This window comes from Pantoea sp. 22096 (assembly GCF_052045955.1).
Taxonomy (GTDB): Bacteria; Pseudomonadota; Gammaproteobacteria; order Enterobacterales; family Enterobacteriaceae; genus Pantoea; species Pantoea alfalfae.
The window spans coordinates 121,059-136,268 of record NZ_JBQEPW010000002.1; the positions used below are offsets into that span (position 1 = coordinate 121,059).

14 protein-coding genes and 1 riboswitch are annotated in these 15,210 nt (G+C 54.5%); of the genes, 10 read left to right on the top strand and 4 right to left on the bottom strand.

The window, feature by feature from the left end; genetic code table 11:
* Positions 1–168 precede the first annotated feature (168 nt).
* Both ACTJKZ_RS10845 and ACTJKZ_RS10850 read left to right on the top strand, forming a co-directional pair.
* A complete protein-coding gene (locus ACTJKZ_RS10845; RefSeq protein WP_222925560.1) occupies positions 169–1,149 on the top strand; it encodes a DUF1852 domain-containing protein in 981 nt (326 codons plus the stop codon).
* A gap of 27 nt (positions 1,150–1,176) precedes the next feature.
* On the top strand, positions 1,177–2,208 hold the full coding sequence (locus ACTJKZ_RS10850; protein WP_161736138.1) for a methionine synthase: 1,032 nt from the start codon (positions 1,177–1,179) through the stop codon (positions 2,206–2,208).
* A 228-nt stretch (positions 2,209–2,436) separates the two neighbouring features.
* On the opposite strand, the gene ACTJKZ_RS10855 is transcribed toward ACTJKZ_RS10850, so the two are convergent.
* Positions 2,437–5,517, bottom strand: coding sequence for an efflux RND transporter permease subunit (locus ACTJKZ_RS10855; protein ID WP_440829568.1), 3,081 nt, complete (start codon positions 5,515–5,517; stop codon positions 2,437–2,439).
* Positions 5,514–6,623: an efflux RND transporter periplasmic adaptor subunit gene (locus ACTJKZ_RS10860; protein WP_253417765.1), complete on the bottom strand. Its 1,110-nt coding sequence runs from the start codon at positions 6,621–6,623 to the stop codon at positions 5,514–5,516. Before ACTJKZ_RS10860 ends, ACTJKZ_RS10855 begins: the two co-directional genes overlap by 4 nt.
* Before the next feature lie 558 nt (positions 6,624–7,181).
* Here ACTJKZ_RS10860 and ACTJKZ_RS10865 point away from each other — a divergent pair.
* A complete protein-coding gene (locus tag ACTJKZ_RS10865; RefSeq protein WP_161736141.1) occupies positions 7,182–7,811 on the top strand; it encodes a LysE family translocator in 630 nt (209 codons plus the stop codon).
* A 183-nt stretch (positions 7,812–7,994) separates the two neighbouring features.
* Here the strand turns inward: ACTJKZ_RS10865 and ACTJKZ_RS10870 are convergent, their stop codons facing one another.
* Positions 7,995–8,540: an AAA family ATPase gene (locus ACTJKZ_RS10870; RefSeq protein ID WP_253417763.1), complete on the bottom strand. Its 546-nt coding sequence runs from the start codon at positions 8,538–8,540 to the stop codon at positions 7,995–7,997.
* A gap of 438 nt (positions 8,541–8,978) precedes the next feature.
* Between ACTJKZ_RS10870 and ACTJKZ_RS10875 the strand changes: the two genes are divergently transcribed.
* The 7 genes from ACTJKZ_RS10875 to ACTJKZ_RS10905 all read left to right on the top strand — a co-directional run bounded on the left by ACTJKZ_RS10875 (position 8,979) and on the right by ACTJKZ_RS10905 (position 14,623).
* The gene (locus ACTJKZ_RS10875; RefSeq protein WP_440829569.1) at positions 8,979–9,707 is read left to right on the top strand and encodes a hypothetical protein; all 729 of its coding nucleotides are present in this window, start codon (positions 8,979–8,981) and stop codon (positions 9,705–9,707) included.
* A 205-nt stretch (positions 9,708–9,912) separates the two neighbouring features.
* Entirely contained in the window at positions 9,913–11,031 is a 1,119-nt protein-coding gene (locus tag ACTJKZ_RS10880; RefSeq protein ID WP_440829570.1) for an alkene reductase, read from the top strand.
* 16 nt (positions 11,032–11,047) lie between these two features.
* The gene (locus ACTJKZ_RS10885) at positions 11,048–11,362 is read left to right on the top strand and encodes an ArsR/SmtB family transcription factor (RefSeq protein ID WP_161736144.1); all 315 of its coding nucleotides are present in this window, start codon (positions 11,048–11,050) and stop codon (positions 11,360–11,362) included.
* Between the two features lie 145 nt (positions 11,363–11,507).
* Positions 11,508–11,627: riboswitch (TPP riboswitch) on the top strand.
* A gap of 131 nt (positions 11,628–11,758) precedes the next feature.
* Positions 11,759–12,703 (top strand): FAD-dependent oxidoreductase, encoded by a 945-nt coding sequence (locus tag ACTJKZ_RS10890; protein ID WP_440829571.1) that lies wholly within the window; start codon positions 11,759–11,761, stop codon positions 12,701–12,703.
* Positions 12,687–12,884, top strand: a complete 198-nt coding sequence (gene thiS, locus ACTJKZ_RS10895; protein ID WP_161736146.1) for a sulfur carrier protein ThiS — start codon at positions 12,687–12,689, stop codon at positions 12,882–12,884. Before ACTJKZ_RS10890 ends, thiS begins: the two co-directional genes overlap by 17 nt.
* A gap of 2 nt (positions 12,885–12,886) precedes the next feature.
* The gene (locus tag ACTJKZ_RS10900; protein ID WP_222925567.1) at positions 12,887–13,645 is read left to right on the top strand and encodes a thiazole synthase; all 759 of its coding nucleotides are present in this window, start codon (positions 12,887–12,889) and stop codon (positions 13,643–13,645) included.
* A 9-nt stretch (positions 13,646–13,654) separates the two neighbouring features.
* A complete protein-coding gene (locus ACTJKZ_RS10905) occupies positions 13,655–14,623 on the top strand; it encodes a HesA/MoeB/ThiF family protein (protein WP_440829572.1) in 969 nt (322 codons plus the stop codon).
* 9 nt (positions 14,624–14,632) lie between these two features.
* Here ACTJKZ_RS10905 and ACTJKZ_RS10910 read toward each other — a convergent pair whose 3' ends face one another.
* Entirely contained in the window at positions 14,633–15,046 is a 414-nt protein-coding gene (locus ACTJKZ_RS10910) for an ASCH domain-containing protein (RefSeq protein WP_161736149.1), read from the bottom strand.
* Positions 15,047–15,210 lie beyond the last annotated feature (164 nt).

A 15,210-nucleotide genomic window follows, 5' to 3' on the forward strand; every position in this document is an offset into this window, starting at 1 on the left:
ATTTCCTTCATGTTCGTTGAAATTTAATCACTTTTTTTCAACCGGATGTTGAGGCATAAAGTAAGAATTGTTAATAACTTTGAGTCATATGAACGCTTGTTAAGGGATAGCGAAGTTGCATAACCCTGAAGCAACAAATCATATCAGCGACCAGGATACCCGATAGCGATGAACAACGTAGCCTTTACCCTTAAGCGCATTCGTTTCGACGAAAACTATAACCCTTCGAAAAATACGCGGGCGACGACTAACTTCGCTAATCTGGCGCGTGGTGAAAAACGCCAGGAAAACCTGCATAACGCGCTGGCGATGATCGACAACCGGTTTAACGCGCTGGCGCACTGGGACAACCCAAAAAGCGATCGTTACTCTGTCGAACTTGAGATTATTTCTGCTGAGCTGAATCTTCGTCCTGGCAGCAACGACGAATCGTTCCCGGCGATTGAGATTCTGAAGACCCATATCGTCGATCACAAAACCGGTGAACGTTTCGAAGGGATTGTCGGCAATAACTTCTCATCCTACGTACGTGATTATGATTTCAGCGTGGTGCTGACAGAGCACAATAAAGGGCAGACAGAATTCAGTCTGCCGGATGATTTTGGCCAGCTGCACGGCAACATTTTTAAAAGTTTCGTCAACTCAGCGGCCTATAAAGAAAACTTCAATAAGTCTCCGGTCATCTGTCTGAGTGTGTCGAGCAAAAATACCTATGTGCGTACCGGTAATGTGCATCCGGTGCTGGGCATCGAATACCAGCAGGATGCGCCTTCGCTGACTGATTTTTATTTTGGAAAAATGGGCCTGAAAGTGCGTTTCTTTATGCCGCAGGGCAGTGTTGCGCCGCTGGCCTTCTACTTCCACGGTGACCTGCTCAGCGATTACACCAATCTGGAGCTGATCAGCACGATCAGCACCATGGAAACTTTTCAGAAGATCTATCGCCCGGAAATTTATAACGCGAATTCTGCAGCCGGACAGTGCTATCAGCCAACGCTGCACCATCAGGATTATTCATTAACCCGCATCGTTTACGATCGCGAAGAGCGCAGCCGTCTGGCCGTTGAGCAGGGTAAGTTTACTGAGGCGCATTTCATCAAGCCTAATCAGACACTTCTCGCACAATGGTCTGCTGAATCCGTTCTTTGATTAATTAAAAACAAAAGGTCACCTGCTATGAAAACTTTATTACCCACATCCACTGCGGGCAGCCTGCCTAAACCGTCCTGGATTGCGCAGCCAGAGGTGCTGTGGTCACCCTGGAAACTGCAGGATGAAGAGTTAGTTGACGGTAAAAGAGATGCACTGCGTCTCTGTCTGGACGACCAGGTTCGCGCCGGCATTGATATCGTCAGTGATGGTGAGCAGACCCGTCAGCACTTTGTAACGACGTTTATTGAACACCTCAGCGGCGTGGATTTTGAGAAGCGTGAAGTGGTCCGCATCCGTAATCGTTATGACGCCAGCGTGCCGACCGTAGTGGGTGAAGTCTCACGTCAGAAGCCGGTGTTTGTTGAAGATGCAAAAATCCTGCGCAAGCTGACCGATCGTCCTATTAAGTGGGCGTTGCCGGGTCCGATGACGATGATCGATACCCTTTATGACAATCACTATAAAAGTCGTGAAAAGCTGGCCTGGGAATTCGCAAAAATCCTGAATCAGGAAGCGAAAGAGTTAGAAGCCGCAGGCGTTGATATTATTCAGTTCGACGAACCAGCCTTTAACGTCTTCTTTGATGAAGTGAATGACTGGGGTATTGCCGCACTGGAGCGTGCTATTGACGGTCTGAAGTGTGAAACCGCCGTTCACATCTGCTACGGCTACGGTATCAAAGCCAATACCGACTGGAAGAAAACGCTGGGCACAGAGTGGCGCCAGTATGAAGAGGTCTTCCCAAAATTGCAGCGTTCGGCTATCGACATCGTCTCACTGGAGTGCCAGAACTCGCGCGTTCCGATGGATCTGATTGAGCTGATTCGCGGTAAAAAAGTCATGGTCGGTGCTATCGACGTAGCGACTCATGAAATTGAGACGCCGGAAGCAGTGGCAAGCACGCTGCGTAAAGCGCTGCAGTTTGTGGATGCTGAAAATCTCTATCCTTCAACCAACTGCGGCATGATTCCTCTGCCGCGCCAGGTTGCCAATGGCAAACTGCATGCGTTGAGTGCGGGTGCCGAGATTGTCCGCCGGGAAATTCTGGGAAAATAATCTTTTCCTGAGCAGACGCAGTCCGGTTTCAGAGGCCTGAAAGGCGATTTAAAACCGGACTGAACTGCCCTTAGTGTTGCTTTATCTTTCCCGCCATCCGTCTTTTTATTATTCTCTTCATCCCACTCCTCTTACATCACGATCAAATTCCCTGGTCTGAAACCTTTGTAACGTAATCCGCCAGGCTGTCGGGTTCAGCGTTCACGCCCGTTTCAGGTTACGTTCAGCTCAGGGGGCGTCAGCGGAGCGGAGTTGACCCGGACGAATTCTGAACCATATCGCGTACATCGCCGGCAGGAATACCAGCGTAATCAGGGTGCCGCCTAACGTACCGCCAATCAGGGTATATGCCAGCGTTCCCCAGAATACGGAGTGCGTCAGCGGAATGAAGGCCAGAATGGCAGCCATTGCCGTCAGCAGCACCGGACGCGCACGCTGTATCGTTGCCTCTACCACCGCATCAAAAGGCGAGAGTCCTTGATGCTCATTATGGTGAATCTGCCCTATCAGGATTAGCGTGTTGCGCATCAGGATGCCCGACAGCGCTATCAGTCCAACCAGTGCATTGATGCCAAACGGCTGGTTAAACAGAAGTAGCGTCGGCACCACACCAATCAGTCCCAGAGGCGACGTCAGAAAGACCATCACCATCGCCGACATCGAACGCACCTGCAGAATGATAATCAGCAGCGTCATGGCGATCATAATCGGGAACAGCGGTGCCATTGCTTTGGTCGCTTTGCCAGATTCTTCAATCGAGCCTGCCTGTTCAATGCGGTAGCCCGCTGGCAGTGAATCGATGATGGGCTGTAACGCTTTGAGCATCTGCTTTGAGACCTCCGGCGGCTGCAGATGCTCAGCAATATCACCGCGCACCGTCAGCGTCGGGGTGCGATCGCGGCGGCGCAGAATCGGATCTTCCATGCGTACATCAACGTCGCCTATCTGAGAGAGTGGAATACGCTGACCTGAGGAACCGACTAAGGTAAAGCCCGCTATTCTGGCCGGATCGAGCCGGATGTTACCCGCCGCACGTCCCATAACCTGTACGGAGCGGATATCTTCACGTACTGAGGTAATCGGAACGCCAGAAAGCAGGAACTGAAGCTGCTCTGCCACCGCATTCGATGTCAGTCCCACGGCCTGCAGACGATCCTGATTAAGCGTGAAATGCAGCGTCGGCACCTTTGGCCCCCAATCCGTATTAACTGTTCTCATTAGCGGACTGGCCTGTAGCACTGCCTCTACGTCGGCTGCGATGGCGCGCAACGTGTCGGGATCCGGCCCCATGACGCGATACGCCACCGGATAGGGCGAGTAGGGGCCAAACACCAGTTGTGTCACGCGGATGCGCGCCTCTGCTGCAAGTCCATGAGCCGCCGCTTCGCGTAACCTGTGCTTGAGTGCTTCACGCGCTTCCTGGCTGTCCGTCAGCACAACAATTTTCGCAAACGAGGGGTCGGGCAGTTCGGGAGCCATGGCCAGATAAAAACGCGGTGACCCTTGTCCGATATAAGATGTGACGATTTTTGCCTCTGGCTGCTTATGCAGCCAGGCTTCGATTTTTGCAGTCGCCTGGCTGGTCTCCTCGATTGACGTTCCATAAGGCATCTGGACTTCTGCCAGCACTTCCGGGCGGTCAGAGGTGGGGAAAAATTGTGCGTTCACAATCCCCATGCCGAGCACGGCAAGCGTAAATAGAGCAACCACCGAACCGGCCACCAGCCATTTGCCTGCGATGACACGGCCCAGAATATGACGGAATCGGTTGTAATGGCGGGTGTTATAAATCGCGGTATGTCCTCCCGCCACCGTTTTGATCTCCGGCAGCATTTTCACGCCAAGATAAGGCGTAAAGACCACCGCCACTATCCACGAGGCGATCAGGGCGATGCCGACAATCCAGAACATATTGCTGGTGTACTCGCCGGCGGTAGATTGTGCAAAACCATTCGGCATAAAGCCCACAGCGGTAACCAGCGTACCCGCCAGCATTGGTGCCGCCGTATGACTCCAGGCATAGGCAGAGGCTTTGATGCGGTCATAACCTTCTTCCATTTTGACCACCATCATTTCAATCGCGATGATGGCGTCATCGACCAGCAAACCCAGGGCAAGGATCAGCGAACCCAGGGTGATGCGATCAAAATTCTTGCCGGAAGCCTCCATCACAACAAACACGATAGCCAGTGTCAGTGGCACGGCTGCGGCGACCACCACACCAACCCGCCAGCCCATACTGACAAAGCAGACCACCATGACCACCAGCAGGGCGACAAAGAACTTGATCATGAATTCGTCTACGGCTGAACTGATGTTGATGGCCTGATCGGTGACCTTCGTCAGCGTCATACCCAACGGCATGCCGTCATTAATTCTGGCCGTTTCCTCATCCAGTGCCTTACCGAGATCGAGGCCATTCCAGCCGTCGCGCATAACGACGCCTAACAACAGCGCCTGCTCGCCCTGATTACGTACGATAAAAGTCGCCGGATCTTCATAGCCTCGCTCAACCGTCGCGACGTCTGAAAGGCGCAGTGTTCTGCCCCCGGCAACGACAGGCGTCTGGCGGATTTTTTCCAGTGTGTCGAAGGCGCCATCAAGACGAATAAAGATTTGGGGGCCGCTGGCATCTATCGAACCGGCCGGGGTCAGCACGTTCTGACTGTTCAGGGCAGAAAAGATATCCTGGGGGGAAATGCCGAGCGTGGCCAGCCTGTCATGAGAGAACGAGATAAAAATTCGCTCACTCTGCTCACCAATAATGTTGACCTTTTTTACGCCGGCTACATGCAGAAGCTGCTGGCGCAGCGATTCAGCATCCCTTGCCAGCAGACGCTGCGGCTCCCCCCTGGCCTTAAGCGCAAATAAGGCAAAAGTCACATCAGAGAACTCGTCATTAACCATCGGTCCGATGACACCCGCGGGCAGGCTGCTGGCTTCATCACGGACTTTCTTGCGCGCCTGATAGAACTCTTCCTGCACCTGTGAAGGCGGCGTGCTGTCCTGCAGTGACAGCATGGTAAACGCCAGACCCGGACGGGTATAGGTCTCACTGCGGTCGTACCACTTAAGCTCCTGCAGACGCTTCTCCAGCGGCTCAGCAACCTGATCCTGCATCTCCCGGGCAGTAGCACCCGGCCAGGCTGTGATAATGGTCATCTGCTTGACAGTAAAAGGCGGGTCTTCCGCTCGCCCAAGTTCGAAGAACGACAGAATACCGGCAACAGTAATCAGAATGATCAGGAAGAGGGTAATCGATCGCTCACGTACAGCCAGCGCCGAGAGATTGAAACGTCCCTTGCTCATGGATGACTCCCCGCACTGTGCGCGTTGCCGTGCGAAGCCGTGCGCACTTTTTCACCCTCATGGAGCAGATGCGCGCCAAGCGCAACGACCTGCTCACCCGGCTTGAGTTTTCCGACAACGCCGGCGTTGTCATCCCCAAGGTTAATCACCTGCACCGGGCGCCATGAGACGGTTGCGGGCTGACCTGAAATGCTCCAGACGCCCGGCCCTTTACCCGGATCGTAGAGCGCGGCTAAGGGCACGTTCATTACCGCAGCTTTGCTGGCGTTTTCCGCGATGTTAAGCGTGACGGTCGAGCCCAGCGGTGCATTAGCCAGCGCGCCTTCCAGTACATATCTCGCTTCAAAGGTTCGCGTCACCGGATCAGCGGCATCTGATAGCAGGCGCAGCCTGGCGGGCACCCGTTTATCTCCGGAGCCGTAAAGCGTCGCCTGAGCATCACTGTCCGGCGCAGGCCTGAGCGTCTCAGGTAGCTGTACGATGGCCTCACGCTGTCCGGCTCTGGCGAGCCGGATAACCGCCTGTCCGGCACTGACCACCTGACCCGGTTCTGCCAGCGTATCTACGACAACGCCATCGGCGTCGGCCAGCAGCACGGCATAACCCGTTGCATTCTGCGCGACGCTGGCCTGTGCCTGTGCGGCTCTGAGATCGGCTCTGGCCGTATCGGCAGCGGCCTTTATCTGGTCGTAGGCTGATGCCGATACGGCACCCGTCGTGACAAGGCCTCGATAGCGCGCTTCATCCTGTGTGGCTTGCTTAGCCCGTGCCCGCGCTGCCTCCACAACCTGTTGCTGAGCCTGAGACTGCAGTGTCAGGTCAATCGGATCCAGACGCATCAGCGGCTGACCGCGTTTGACCGCCTGACCGGTATCCACCAGACGTTCAAGGATTTTGCCTTGTACTCTGAAACTGAGATCGCTTTGAATCCGGGCGACCACAACGCCGGTAAAGGCGTGGGATCGATCTATCGCGCTTACCACGGTTGCAGTCCGCACCAGAGGAGCCTGCGTTCGGGGATCGTCGCGGGTGGAAGGTTCACCGCAGGCCACCAAAGCCAGCGGCAACACGTAAACAGCAAGGGTGGCGGATTTAAGCCTGAGCATAAGTTCCCTTAAAGCGGTAACAGGATAGTTTGCGCATTCTCATTCTTGTGACTAATTAAGTCAATGGTCACTTATGGCTGGATTTTTATCATCAACAAATTAAGGCATGTCACTGTAAAGGAGTCATAACAAAAGGTTGTGGCAGCTGAGCAGGAGAATATCCGAGGCTGCGGGCAATGAAAACGGTTCCTGTTCACCTTGCATTTTTGGGGCGGCAAGCCAGGTGGATCTATGATTCAGCCGCAGATGGGTATCGGCAGATCCTGTTCCCTTAACGTCGCTGACCCTGATTGACTTAAAGTGACCATTATGAAATTAGGTCACAAATCGCGAGGGATGTCAGGCAGATCGATGTTCCTCCCGCTTTTTCGGAAAACAAGGTCTGTATAGCCGTTAACGCGCCCCTGTCATTCAGTGAATACAGCTTATCGCTGCCGTACCTGATGCCTGCCCTTTTTATTAAGCCTCCTCCGTAAAAACCGGCAATGTGTTAATGAATAGTAAATTTCTTTGCCAGCGGATATAACATATTGATAATCCCGCATCGCAGAGAAAAATATGGCGCTTTCACACGAGTTAATCCTGATCTTTACAACCTATTTTGTTGCCACGGCCAGTCCCGGACCGAGCAATATGGCGATAATGGGGACAGCGATGAAAAAGGGCAGAGGTGCCGCGCTGGCGCTGGCTGCGGGTGTCGTGAGTGGGTCGATGATCTGGGCGCTGCTGGCAGCCTGCGGTGTGCTGACCATACTGACAACCTTTGCTCAACTGCTGATTGCGTTGAAAATTGGCGGCGGATTATATCTGCTCTGGCTGGCGTTTAAAGCCGGTAAATCTGCGTTACGCCGTACGGAAGCCGGAGAGTTTAAAACCAGCGATACCCGGGTCGCTTATGGCAGCCTGTTCCGTCAGGGTATCCTGATGCATATCGGCAACCCCAAAGCGATTCTGACCTGGGTGGCGATTATGTCATTTGCCCTTAAACCCCAAGCGGTCACCTCGACGTTACCAATGATTATCTGCGGCTGTGCGGCGATCTGCATGGTTGTATTCGGTGGTTATGCTTTGCTATTTTCGACGGCTGTAATGAGCGCTTTTTACCGTCGAATTCGTCGCGGGCTGGATGCGCTGCTAGCCTGTTGCTTTGCGCTGGCAGGATTGAAACTGGTCTTCAGCCGTAACTAATTACGGCTAATGATGACGGAGCGTCATCCGTTTTGACTCCTTACGAGGAACGATCAGATGATGAGCCGGAGCGGCAGCAGGCGATGCAACCCTGATAATGTCATGGCGTAAACCAACAGGTTATCGCGCTGACTTGCTGACGAGCTTATAGATGGGTGATTTATCGAAGCGGTGTGGGTTTACTTATTTTTTTAACTGTAAGCCCCAGTATTCTGAACAGGCTTTAATCTCGTGCGGAGAATTAAGCAGAACTTTTGGCAATCTGACCTGATCGTAAAGCGTCTGATGGTACTTACGATTCTGCGGGGCAGTACGAACAATATATTTAAGCATCTCCAGGCTTACGGACTCTCTGCTGATGCCGAGACCCCCTATTCGCGGTGTGGATGAATAACACCTGCGAATATAACGCAGCAGTGCCACGGTCACTTTTACATCCAGAAGAATCAATCCCGTGGCATGAGCAAATCGTTCCTCAATGCATTTTGTATAATTTCCCTCCATCACCCATTTTTCCTGACTCACTGCATCCGCATGCAAATGGCGAAATGCTTCCGGCGCTCTGGGAATCCATTGACTACCTGGAAGATGGTGAAGTTGATCAAGATGAACAACAGGTAAATTCGTTTTGCGGGAAATAGCCTCTGCTAAGGTGGATTTACCGCTGTTTGAAGGACCCATAATACAAATGCGTGGTCCCAGCGCCTCTAAAGTCAGTGCACTATTCATAATATGTCCTTTGAATTTGCCTTGTCTGAAAGGAATAACGGCCTGCTGACATGATGCTTTTCTATGCATTTCGCAAGGTTTTAATCTTATATGGAATGTGTTGACCTGCAGGAGGCGAAAATAAGGGTTTCTGAAGGCATTATGAATCAAAGTCATGTCAAAGCGAACCTGATGATCTGATTTTCAAAGAAGTCACCCGCCTTACGGATTGTATTTTTAACGGTAAAGGTTTGTTACATCCTGCCGATTAATTACTCAATTCATCAAACCGTAGAGGGCATTATGGTGTTAATCAATGGACTTACAGACGGCGTGGCAAATAGCTATGCTACTTCCGGTGCAATCAAACCATCTTCAGGCGTCAATACCGAGTCAATTACCGGAAAAACGCTTCCTGACGCTGTAGTTAACATCTCTCAGGCGGCAAGAGACCGCCTGATGCAGGTCGTAGCTGATCCTGTCTCAGCTGAACAGCAGGATATAAATCTGAAAGGTCTGCTGACAAGTCGATCCGCTAATCAGGGACCCACGTTTAACCTCGGCTATGCGCTTTTCAATGATCCCTACACTAACTGGGATGCAAGGACATTCCGGCCCCTGGTGGACATGACGACAGATAACACCCAGGCCAGTATGGATGAGTTTGCGGGCGCACTTCATCAGGTACTCGCTGAAGGTCAGGTGGGACAAAATCAGTACGATAACAGCGATACCTCTGAAGCGATGGCAATAACGTTAACGCAGGTGAAACTGCACAAACTTATTGAGAAATATGTTCCGGAGGACAAGTGGGAGCAGGCGACGGGCATTGTTGATGAGATGATCGACGGTAAAGTGGCATTCCGCGAAGAGCGCACGCTGCTGGGGGCTCAGCAGAGGCTGGATATTGCGCATCAATATGGCACCCGCGAAATCGTGGCGGCTGCGCGTGATTATCTCAACCAGGTAAAGAGCGGCACCGCGCGGCCACAGAATGAACGGGCCAGGATGTTCGAAGCGACAAAATCGGGCAGTGACATGAACGCCATTTTCAGTGCGTTTGCTGATGTGATTCGTTCCACACCGAATCCGGGCAACAAATCGCAACCCTCAATCGATGACGCACTTAAACAGCTGGAGGTTTATCGCCAGCAGTGGCAGGCGTTCGCTGATAAATACATAGCTTAAAAGGTGATGAACCTGCGGCTGGCGGCTCTTTCGTGACAATAAAGCCATCCTGAGCGTCGCGTCGGCAGGATTGCTACGATGAGGCTGTTTAGTATGATGAGACACTCTGATAAACCCGACTAAAACAAAAAGCACTGATTACACATTTACAAATTTAAATGTGTAAATATAATGGCGCCTCTTACACATCAGAGGACCTTTTGTTATGCCGTCACTTTTTACCCCCCTGAACCTAGGCGATCTCACGCTTCGTAACCGCATTGTATTGCCGCCGCTGACGCGTTGTCGCAGTGAACAGCCGGGCAATATTCCCGGCGAGTTGATGGTGGAGTATTACCGCCAGCGTGCCAGCGCGGGACTGATGATCACCGAAGGCACCCAGATTGAACCTCGCGGGCAGGGCTATGCATGGACGCCGGGGATCCACAGCGACGCTCAGATCGCTGGCTGGAAAAAGGTGACAGAGGCGGTACATCAGGAAGGCGCAACGATTTTCTGTCAGCTCTGGCATGTTGGTCGCGTCTCTCACAATGAACTTCAGCCCGGTAAACAGGCACCGGTTGCCCCTTCAGCCATCGCGGCTGATAACGTCCGGGTATTTATTGAAACCGGACCTGGTGCCGGGATACTGACCGCACCCAGCGAACCACGGGTACTGACCAACGCGGAAGTAAAAGAGATCGTGGCGCTTTACCGACGCGCAGCGGAAAATGCAAAAGAGGCGGGTTTTGACGGTGTGGAACTGCATTCCGCCAACGGTTATCTGATTAACCAGTTTATTTCGGAGCACACCAACTTCCGTACGGATGAATATGGCGGTTCAGCAGAGAATCGTCTGCGTTTTCTGCGTGAAGTGGTTGAGGCGGTCAGCTCGGTATTTGGCAGCCACCGTGTTGGCGTGCGGTTTGCGCCGCTGTTTTCGAGTACCGACGAAGAGCGCGTCTATCTTGGCCTGGTTGAAAGCGATCCCCACGCAACCTACATCCGCGCCGCTCAGCTTCTGAATGAGCTGGAAGTTGGTTATCTCTCTATTGCCGAAGCGGACTGGGATAATAGCCCGGATATGCCAGAGTGTTTCCGGGTTGCGCTGAGGGAAGCATTCCGATCGCCGATCATCTATTCTGGTCGCTACACGGCGGAAAAAGCACAGCGTATGCTGGATAACGGCTGGGGCGACCTGGCGGGTTTTGGCCGCTCGTTTATCGCGAATCCCGATTTGCCTGCGCGCATTAAATCGGGCTATCCGCTGAATGAGGTCGACAACGCCTCCCTGTATGGCGGCACTGAGAAAGGTTATACTGACTATCCTGTTTTTCAATCCTGATCTTATGTGAGGCGGCATGTCCCCCGAAAATGCCCTGAAGTTACTGTCCAACCCGACCAGAGTGGCAGTACTGAAGTGGCTTAAAAATCCTGACGAAGCGTTTGCGGGCTATTCGCAGCTCTATCCCTTCGCTCAGTATGGCGTCTGTGCCACCCTCATCCAGGACAAGGCGGGCTTATCACAGCCCGCTACCTCGTTATGTCTGAAAGCCCTGCACAATGCGGGACTGGTCGAAGCCAGCAAAGTCGGGAAATGGACCTACTATCGCCGCGCTGAATTGCGTATTCGTGAAATAACCGACGTGGTGACACAATCGCTGCAGGCGCTTTAGAGCACCTGCCGTTTAACACATCTCTCTTTTCTCATATGCGAATGCATAGCCTTTGCACTCACAGTAAACGCCTGCACATATCCTCCGAATTTCTGGCGCGTCTTCACGCACGCGGCTTGACGAAGCTGCCCGCTTAACTTACAACTAAAGCCGTCAGGGGAGTCTCGCCAGAGAGACTGAGAGGCTAATAGCGCAGTGCGCGGCTTAGCGACCCTTAGAACCTGACCCAGTTGATACTGGCGTAGGAAGACGGGTATCGCATCCGATACTTGCCGCAGGGGCGCGTTCGCGACGTCTCTGCCTTTTCCCTCCGTATCACGGGTCTTCGTTAACTGATAACGAGGCCAAAGTGAACTATCTCATCCTGAACCCCTTTCTTCCTCTCCGGTGGACACCATGAGCCGCTGGTCGGTGCTCGGCAGCGGCGTCGCCGGGCTGTGCGTCGCCACACTGCTCAGGGAGCGGGGAGAATCCGTCGAAATTATTACGCAGCCGGACTGTCGTGCCGCCTCGCACTGGGCGGGCGGTATGCTTGCGCCCTGGTGCGAAGCGGAAAGCGCGCCGCCGCAGGTGATCGAATGGGGCCAGCATGCGGCGGGCTGGTGGGCGCAACGCGTTGATGGCGTTGAGCAGCAGGGCACGCTGGTGGTTGCGCCACCACGTGACAGCCGTGAACTGACGCGCTTCGCCAGCATGACGCAGCAGCATCGGTGGGTCGCCCCCGGTGACATCGAACCGGCGCTGGAAAATCGCTTTGCCCGTGGCCTGTTCTTTGCTGCAGAGGCGCATCTTGATCCGCGCGGCGCACTGCAGCAACTGCGCGCCACACTGCAGGAGGCTGGCGTACCCTTTCACAGCGGTAAACCCGGTGGCAAAATTATCGACTGCCGCGGCATTCACGCTCTTGATCAGCAGCCCGCTCTGCGCGCCGTGCGGGGCGAAATGCTGATCCTGCGCACGCATGATGTTCAGCTCTCCCGTCCGGTCCGTTTGCTGCATCCGCGCTTTCCCTGCTATCTGGTGCCGCGTGCCGGAGGCCACTTCATGCTCGGAGCCACCATGGTCGAAAGTCACGACAGCAGCCCGATCAGCGGCAGGGCGATGATGGAGTTGCTGAGCGCGGCTTACAGCCTGCATCCGGCGCTGGCTGAAGCGCGCATCGTGGAGAGTGGCACCGGTCTGCGTCCCGCCTACCGTCAGAACCTGCCGGAAGTCCGCTATGAAAATGGCCGCTTCTCGTTAAACGGGCTGTACCGCCACGGCTTTTTACTGGCCCCGATCATGGCTGAAAAACTCATGCTGCAACTCACTCAGGAGATGACTCATGCGAGTTCAACTTAATGGACGCATGATTGAAACCAGCGCAATCACGCTGGCGGAACTTATGGCGGAGCAGCAGATTGACCCGCGCACCGTCGCCACTGCGCTGAACGGTGAGTTTGTGCCGCGCAGCCGTTATGCCAGCCAGCAGCTTGAGCCGGGCAGCCAGCTGGAAATCCTGTCACCGATGCAGGGAGGTTAACCATGTTCTATCAATTTGCCCCGCAATCACGCTTTCTGCTCGGCACCGCCGGCTATCCATCACCCGATATTCTGCATCAGGCAATCGACGCGTCAGGTGCGGAGATCATTACCGTCAGCCTGCGTCGTGAAGGCAGCGAAGGCGGTGCGTTTCGCACGCTGTTGCAGCAGCTCAATAAACGGATTCTGCCGAATACCGCAGGCTGCCACACGGTGAAAGAGGCGGTGACGACGGCGCAGATGGCGCGTGAACTGTTCGACACGCCCTGGATTAAGCTGGAAGTGATTGGTCATGCCGACACGCTGCAGCCAGATCCCTTTGCGTTGGTTGAAGCGGCCCGAATCCTCTGTGCTGATGGCTTTCAGGTCTTTCCCTACACTACCGAAGATCTGATCGTTGGCGAGAAACTGCTGGAAGCGGGTTGTGAAGTGCTGATGCCCTGGGGCGCGCCGATTGGTTCCGGCCAGGGGCTGCGCAATATAGAGGGACTACGCGCCATGCGTGCGTGGTTTAAAGGTGTGCCGCTGATTATTGATGCGGGCATCGGTGCGCCAGGCCAGGCGGCACAGGCGATGGAGATGGGTTTTGATGGCGTGCTGCTTAACACGGCGGTAGCGAAAGCACGCGATCCGGTGCGCATGGCGGGTGCCTTTGCCGCCGCGATCCACGGCGGGTACGAGGCGTTTCAGGCAGGATTGATGGAGCAACGCGACATGGCGTCAGCTTCTACGCCCATTTTTGGTCTGGCACAGTTCAGTTAAGGAGCAGCGATGACGCGTTATCAGCGACAGGCGATGCTGCCGGAGATTGGTGAAGCGGGGCAACAGCGCCTGAGCGGGGCAAGGGTGCTGGTGGTGGGTGCGGGCGGCCTTAGCGCGACGCTGCTGCCATTGCTGGCCGGAGCGGGCATCGGATTTATTCGTCTTTACGATGGCGATCGGGTCGAGCTGCACAACCTCCACCGGCAGACGCTGTTTGGCGTCGGGGATGTGGGCCAGCCGAAAGCAATCTGTGCTCAGCGCGAGCTGGCGCTGCGTAATCCTGACTGCCACGTTGAGGTACATCCCCAGATGTTGAGCGCCAGCCAACTGCCGCAGGCGCTGAAGGGGGTCGATCTGGTGGTGGATGCGGCGGATAACTTCGCCATCACCTATCAACTCTCCGACGCCTGCTCTCCGCGTGGTCTGCCGCTGATCTGCGCCTCGGTGCTAGGTCGCAAAGGCTATGTCGGCGGATTCTGCGGCGGTGCGCCTGGCTATCGTGCGCTCTTTCCTCAACTGCCGATAGCGTCGGGAACCTGCAATACGGCGGGCGTGATGGGGCCTGCGGTAGCGACGCTGGGTGCAATGCAGGCCCAGATGGTGCTGAGTGTGTTATTGAAACTGACGCCGTCGCCGCTCGGCTGCATGATTCACTGCGACTTTGTGGACTGGCACATCAGGCAATTTCGCTTTGATGATGCACCTGAACCCGACGTGCCGGGCATCCCGTTTATCGATAAGCTGATGCTCAGTGAGGACGATTGCATTGTGGAACTGCGCAGTCCCGAAGAAGCGCCGGTCAGTGTGGCCGGACGGGTGTTACGGATTTTGCCGCAGCAGATAGCAGCCTGGCAGCCGCCATCCGATCAGCGTGTGGTACTGGTGTGTGCCAGTGGCATGCGTGCAGCTCAGGCGGCTGAGAACCTCGCCGCGCGTGGTGTTACGCGTCTGGCGTTGATGGCGGCAAATACGCTGTAAGGTTCGGGTTTAGATCACCTCGACCAGCTGGAACGTTTCGAAGATCAGCTCCATTTCGCTGTGGAAATAGCCTTCACGTTCGAAGTAGCGCTGATGTTCCTGCCGCCAGTGGTCGAGGCTGAGATCGCCTTCGCCCTCCAGCATCGCCATCTCGGGCGTCACGCGATCAAAGCGCGTCAGGAACAGTCCGGTAGTGCGGATCACGCAGACGGGCCGTTTTTCGCCGTTCAGAACAATGGTGTAGCCGCCCGGCTGTGGCAGGACTTCCTGATCCTGCCAGCTCTGTAACGAACCGCAGGTGGCTACCTTTTTTCCGGCAATAATCAGCGTTGCCAGCTCGTTAGCTAATTCCGGGGAATCACCGAATGCATCTGTGAATGCACCCGGATATTTGTCCTGCAGTTGTTCCAGCGTCATCGACATCCGCAAATCCTTAATGAAAGAAGCGCCTGACCGGAATAAATGCAGGCCAGTGTCGCCGTTAAGATAAAGCAGCAGCGGTTTATATGCTGCTAAGCGCGTTACAGCTTACCCGGCCTGCTCATGGGAAAACAGGCTTAATTATCATGATATTGGGTTTTGGTGTG

What these genes read in the sequence shown, in the direction of transcription:
- ACTJKZ_RS10845 (WP_222925560.1), top strand. Translation starts at nt 169, where the DNA reads ATGAACAACGTAGCCTTTACCCTTAAGCGCATTCGTTTCGACGAAAAC.
- ACTJKZ_RS10850 (WP_161736138.1), top strand. Translation starts at nt 1,177, where the DNA reads ATGAAAACTTTATTACCCACATCCACTGCGGGCAGCCTGCCTAAACCG.
- ACTJKZ_RS10855 (WP_440829568.1), bottom strand. Translation starts at nt 5,517, where the DNA reads ATGAGCAAGGGACGTTTCAATCTCTCGGCGCTGGCTGTACGTGAGCGA.
- ACTJKZ_RS10860 (WP_253417765.1), bottom strand. Translation starts at nt 6,623, where the DNA reads ATGCTCAGGCTTAAATCCGCCACCCTTGCTGTTTACGTGTTGCCGCTG.
- ACTJKZ_RS10865 (WP_161736141.1), top strand. Translation starts at nt 7,182, where the DNA reads ATGGCGCTTTCACACGAGTTAATCCTGATCTTTACAACCTATTTTGTT.
- ACTJKZ_RS10870 (WP_253417763.1), bottom strand. Translation starts at nt 8,540, where the DNA reads ATGAATAGTGCACTGACTTTAGAGGCGCTGGGACCACGCATTTGTATT.
- ACTJKZ_RS10875 (WP_440829569.1), top strand. Translation starts at nt 8,979, where the DNA reads ATGCAGGTCGTAGCTGATCCTGTCTCAGCTGAACAGCAGGATATAAAT.
- ACTJKZ_RS10880 (WP_440829570.1), top strand. Translation starts at nt 9,913, where the DNA reads ATGCCGTCACTTTTTACCCCCCTGAACCTAGGCGATCTCACGCTTCGT.
- ACTJKZ_RS10885 (WP_161736144.1), top strand. Translation starts at nt 11,048, where the DNA reads ATGTCCCCCGAAAATGCCCTGAAGTTACTGTCCAACCCGACCAGAGTG.
- ACTJKZ_RS10890 (WP_440829571.1), top strand. Translation starts at nt 11,759, where the DNA reads ATGAGCCGCTGGTCGGTGCTCGGCAGCGGCGTCGCCGGGCTGTGCGTC.
- thiS (WP_161736146.1), top strand. Translation starts at nt 12,687, where the DNA reads ATGCGAGTTCAACTTAATGGACGCATGATTGAAACCAGCGCAATCACG.
- ACTJKZ_RS10900 (WP_222925567.1), top strand. Translation starts at nt 12,887, where the DNA reads ATGTTCTATCAATTTGCCCCGCAATCACGCTTTCTGCTCGGCACCGCC.
- ACTJKZ_RS10905 (WP_440829572.1), top strand. Translation starts at nt 13,655, where the DNA reads ATGACGCGTTATCAGCGACAGGCGATGCTGCCGGAGATTGGTGAAGCG.
- ACTJKZ_RS10910 (WP_161736149.1), bottom strand. Translation starts at nt 15,046, where the DNA reads ATGTCGATGACGCTGGAACAACTGCAGGACAAATATCCGGGTGCATTC.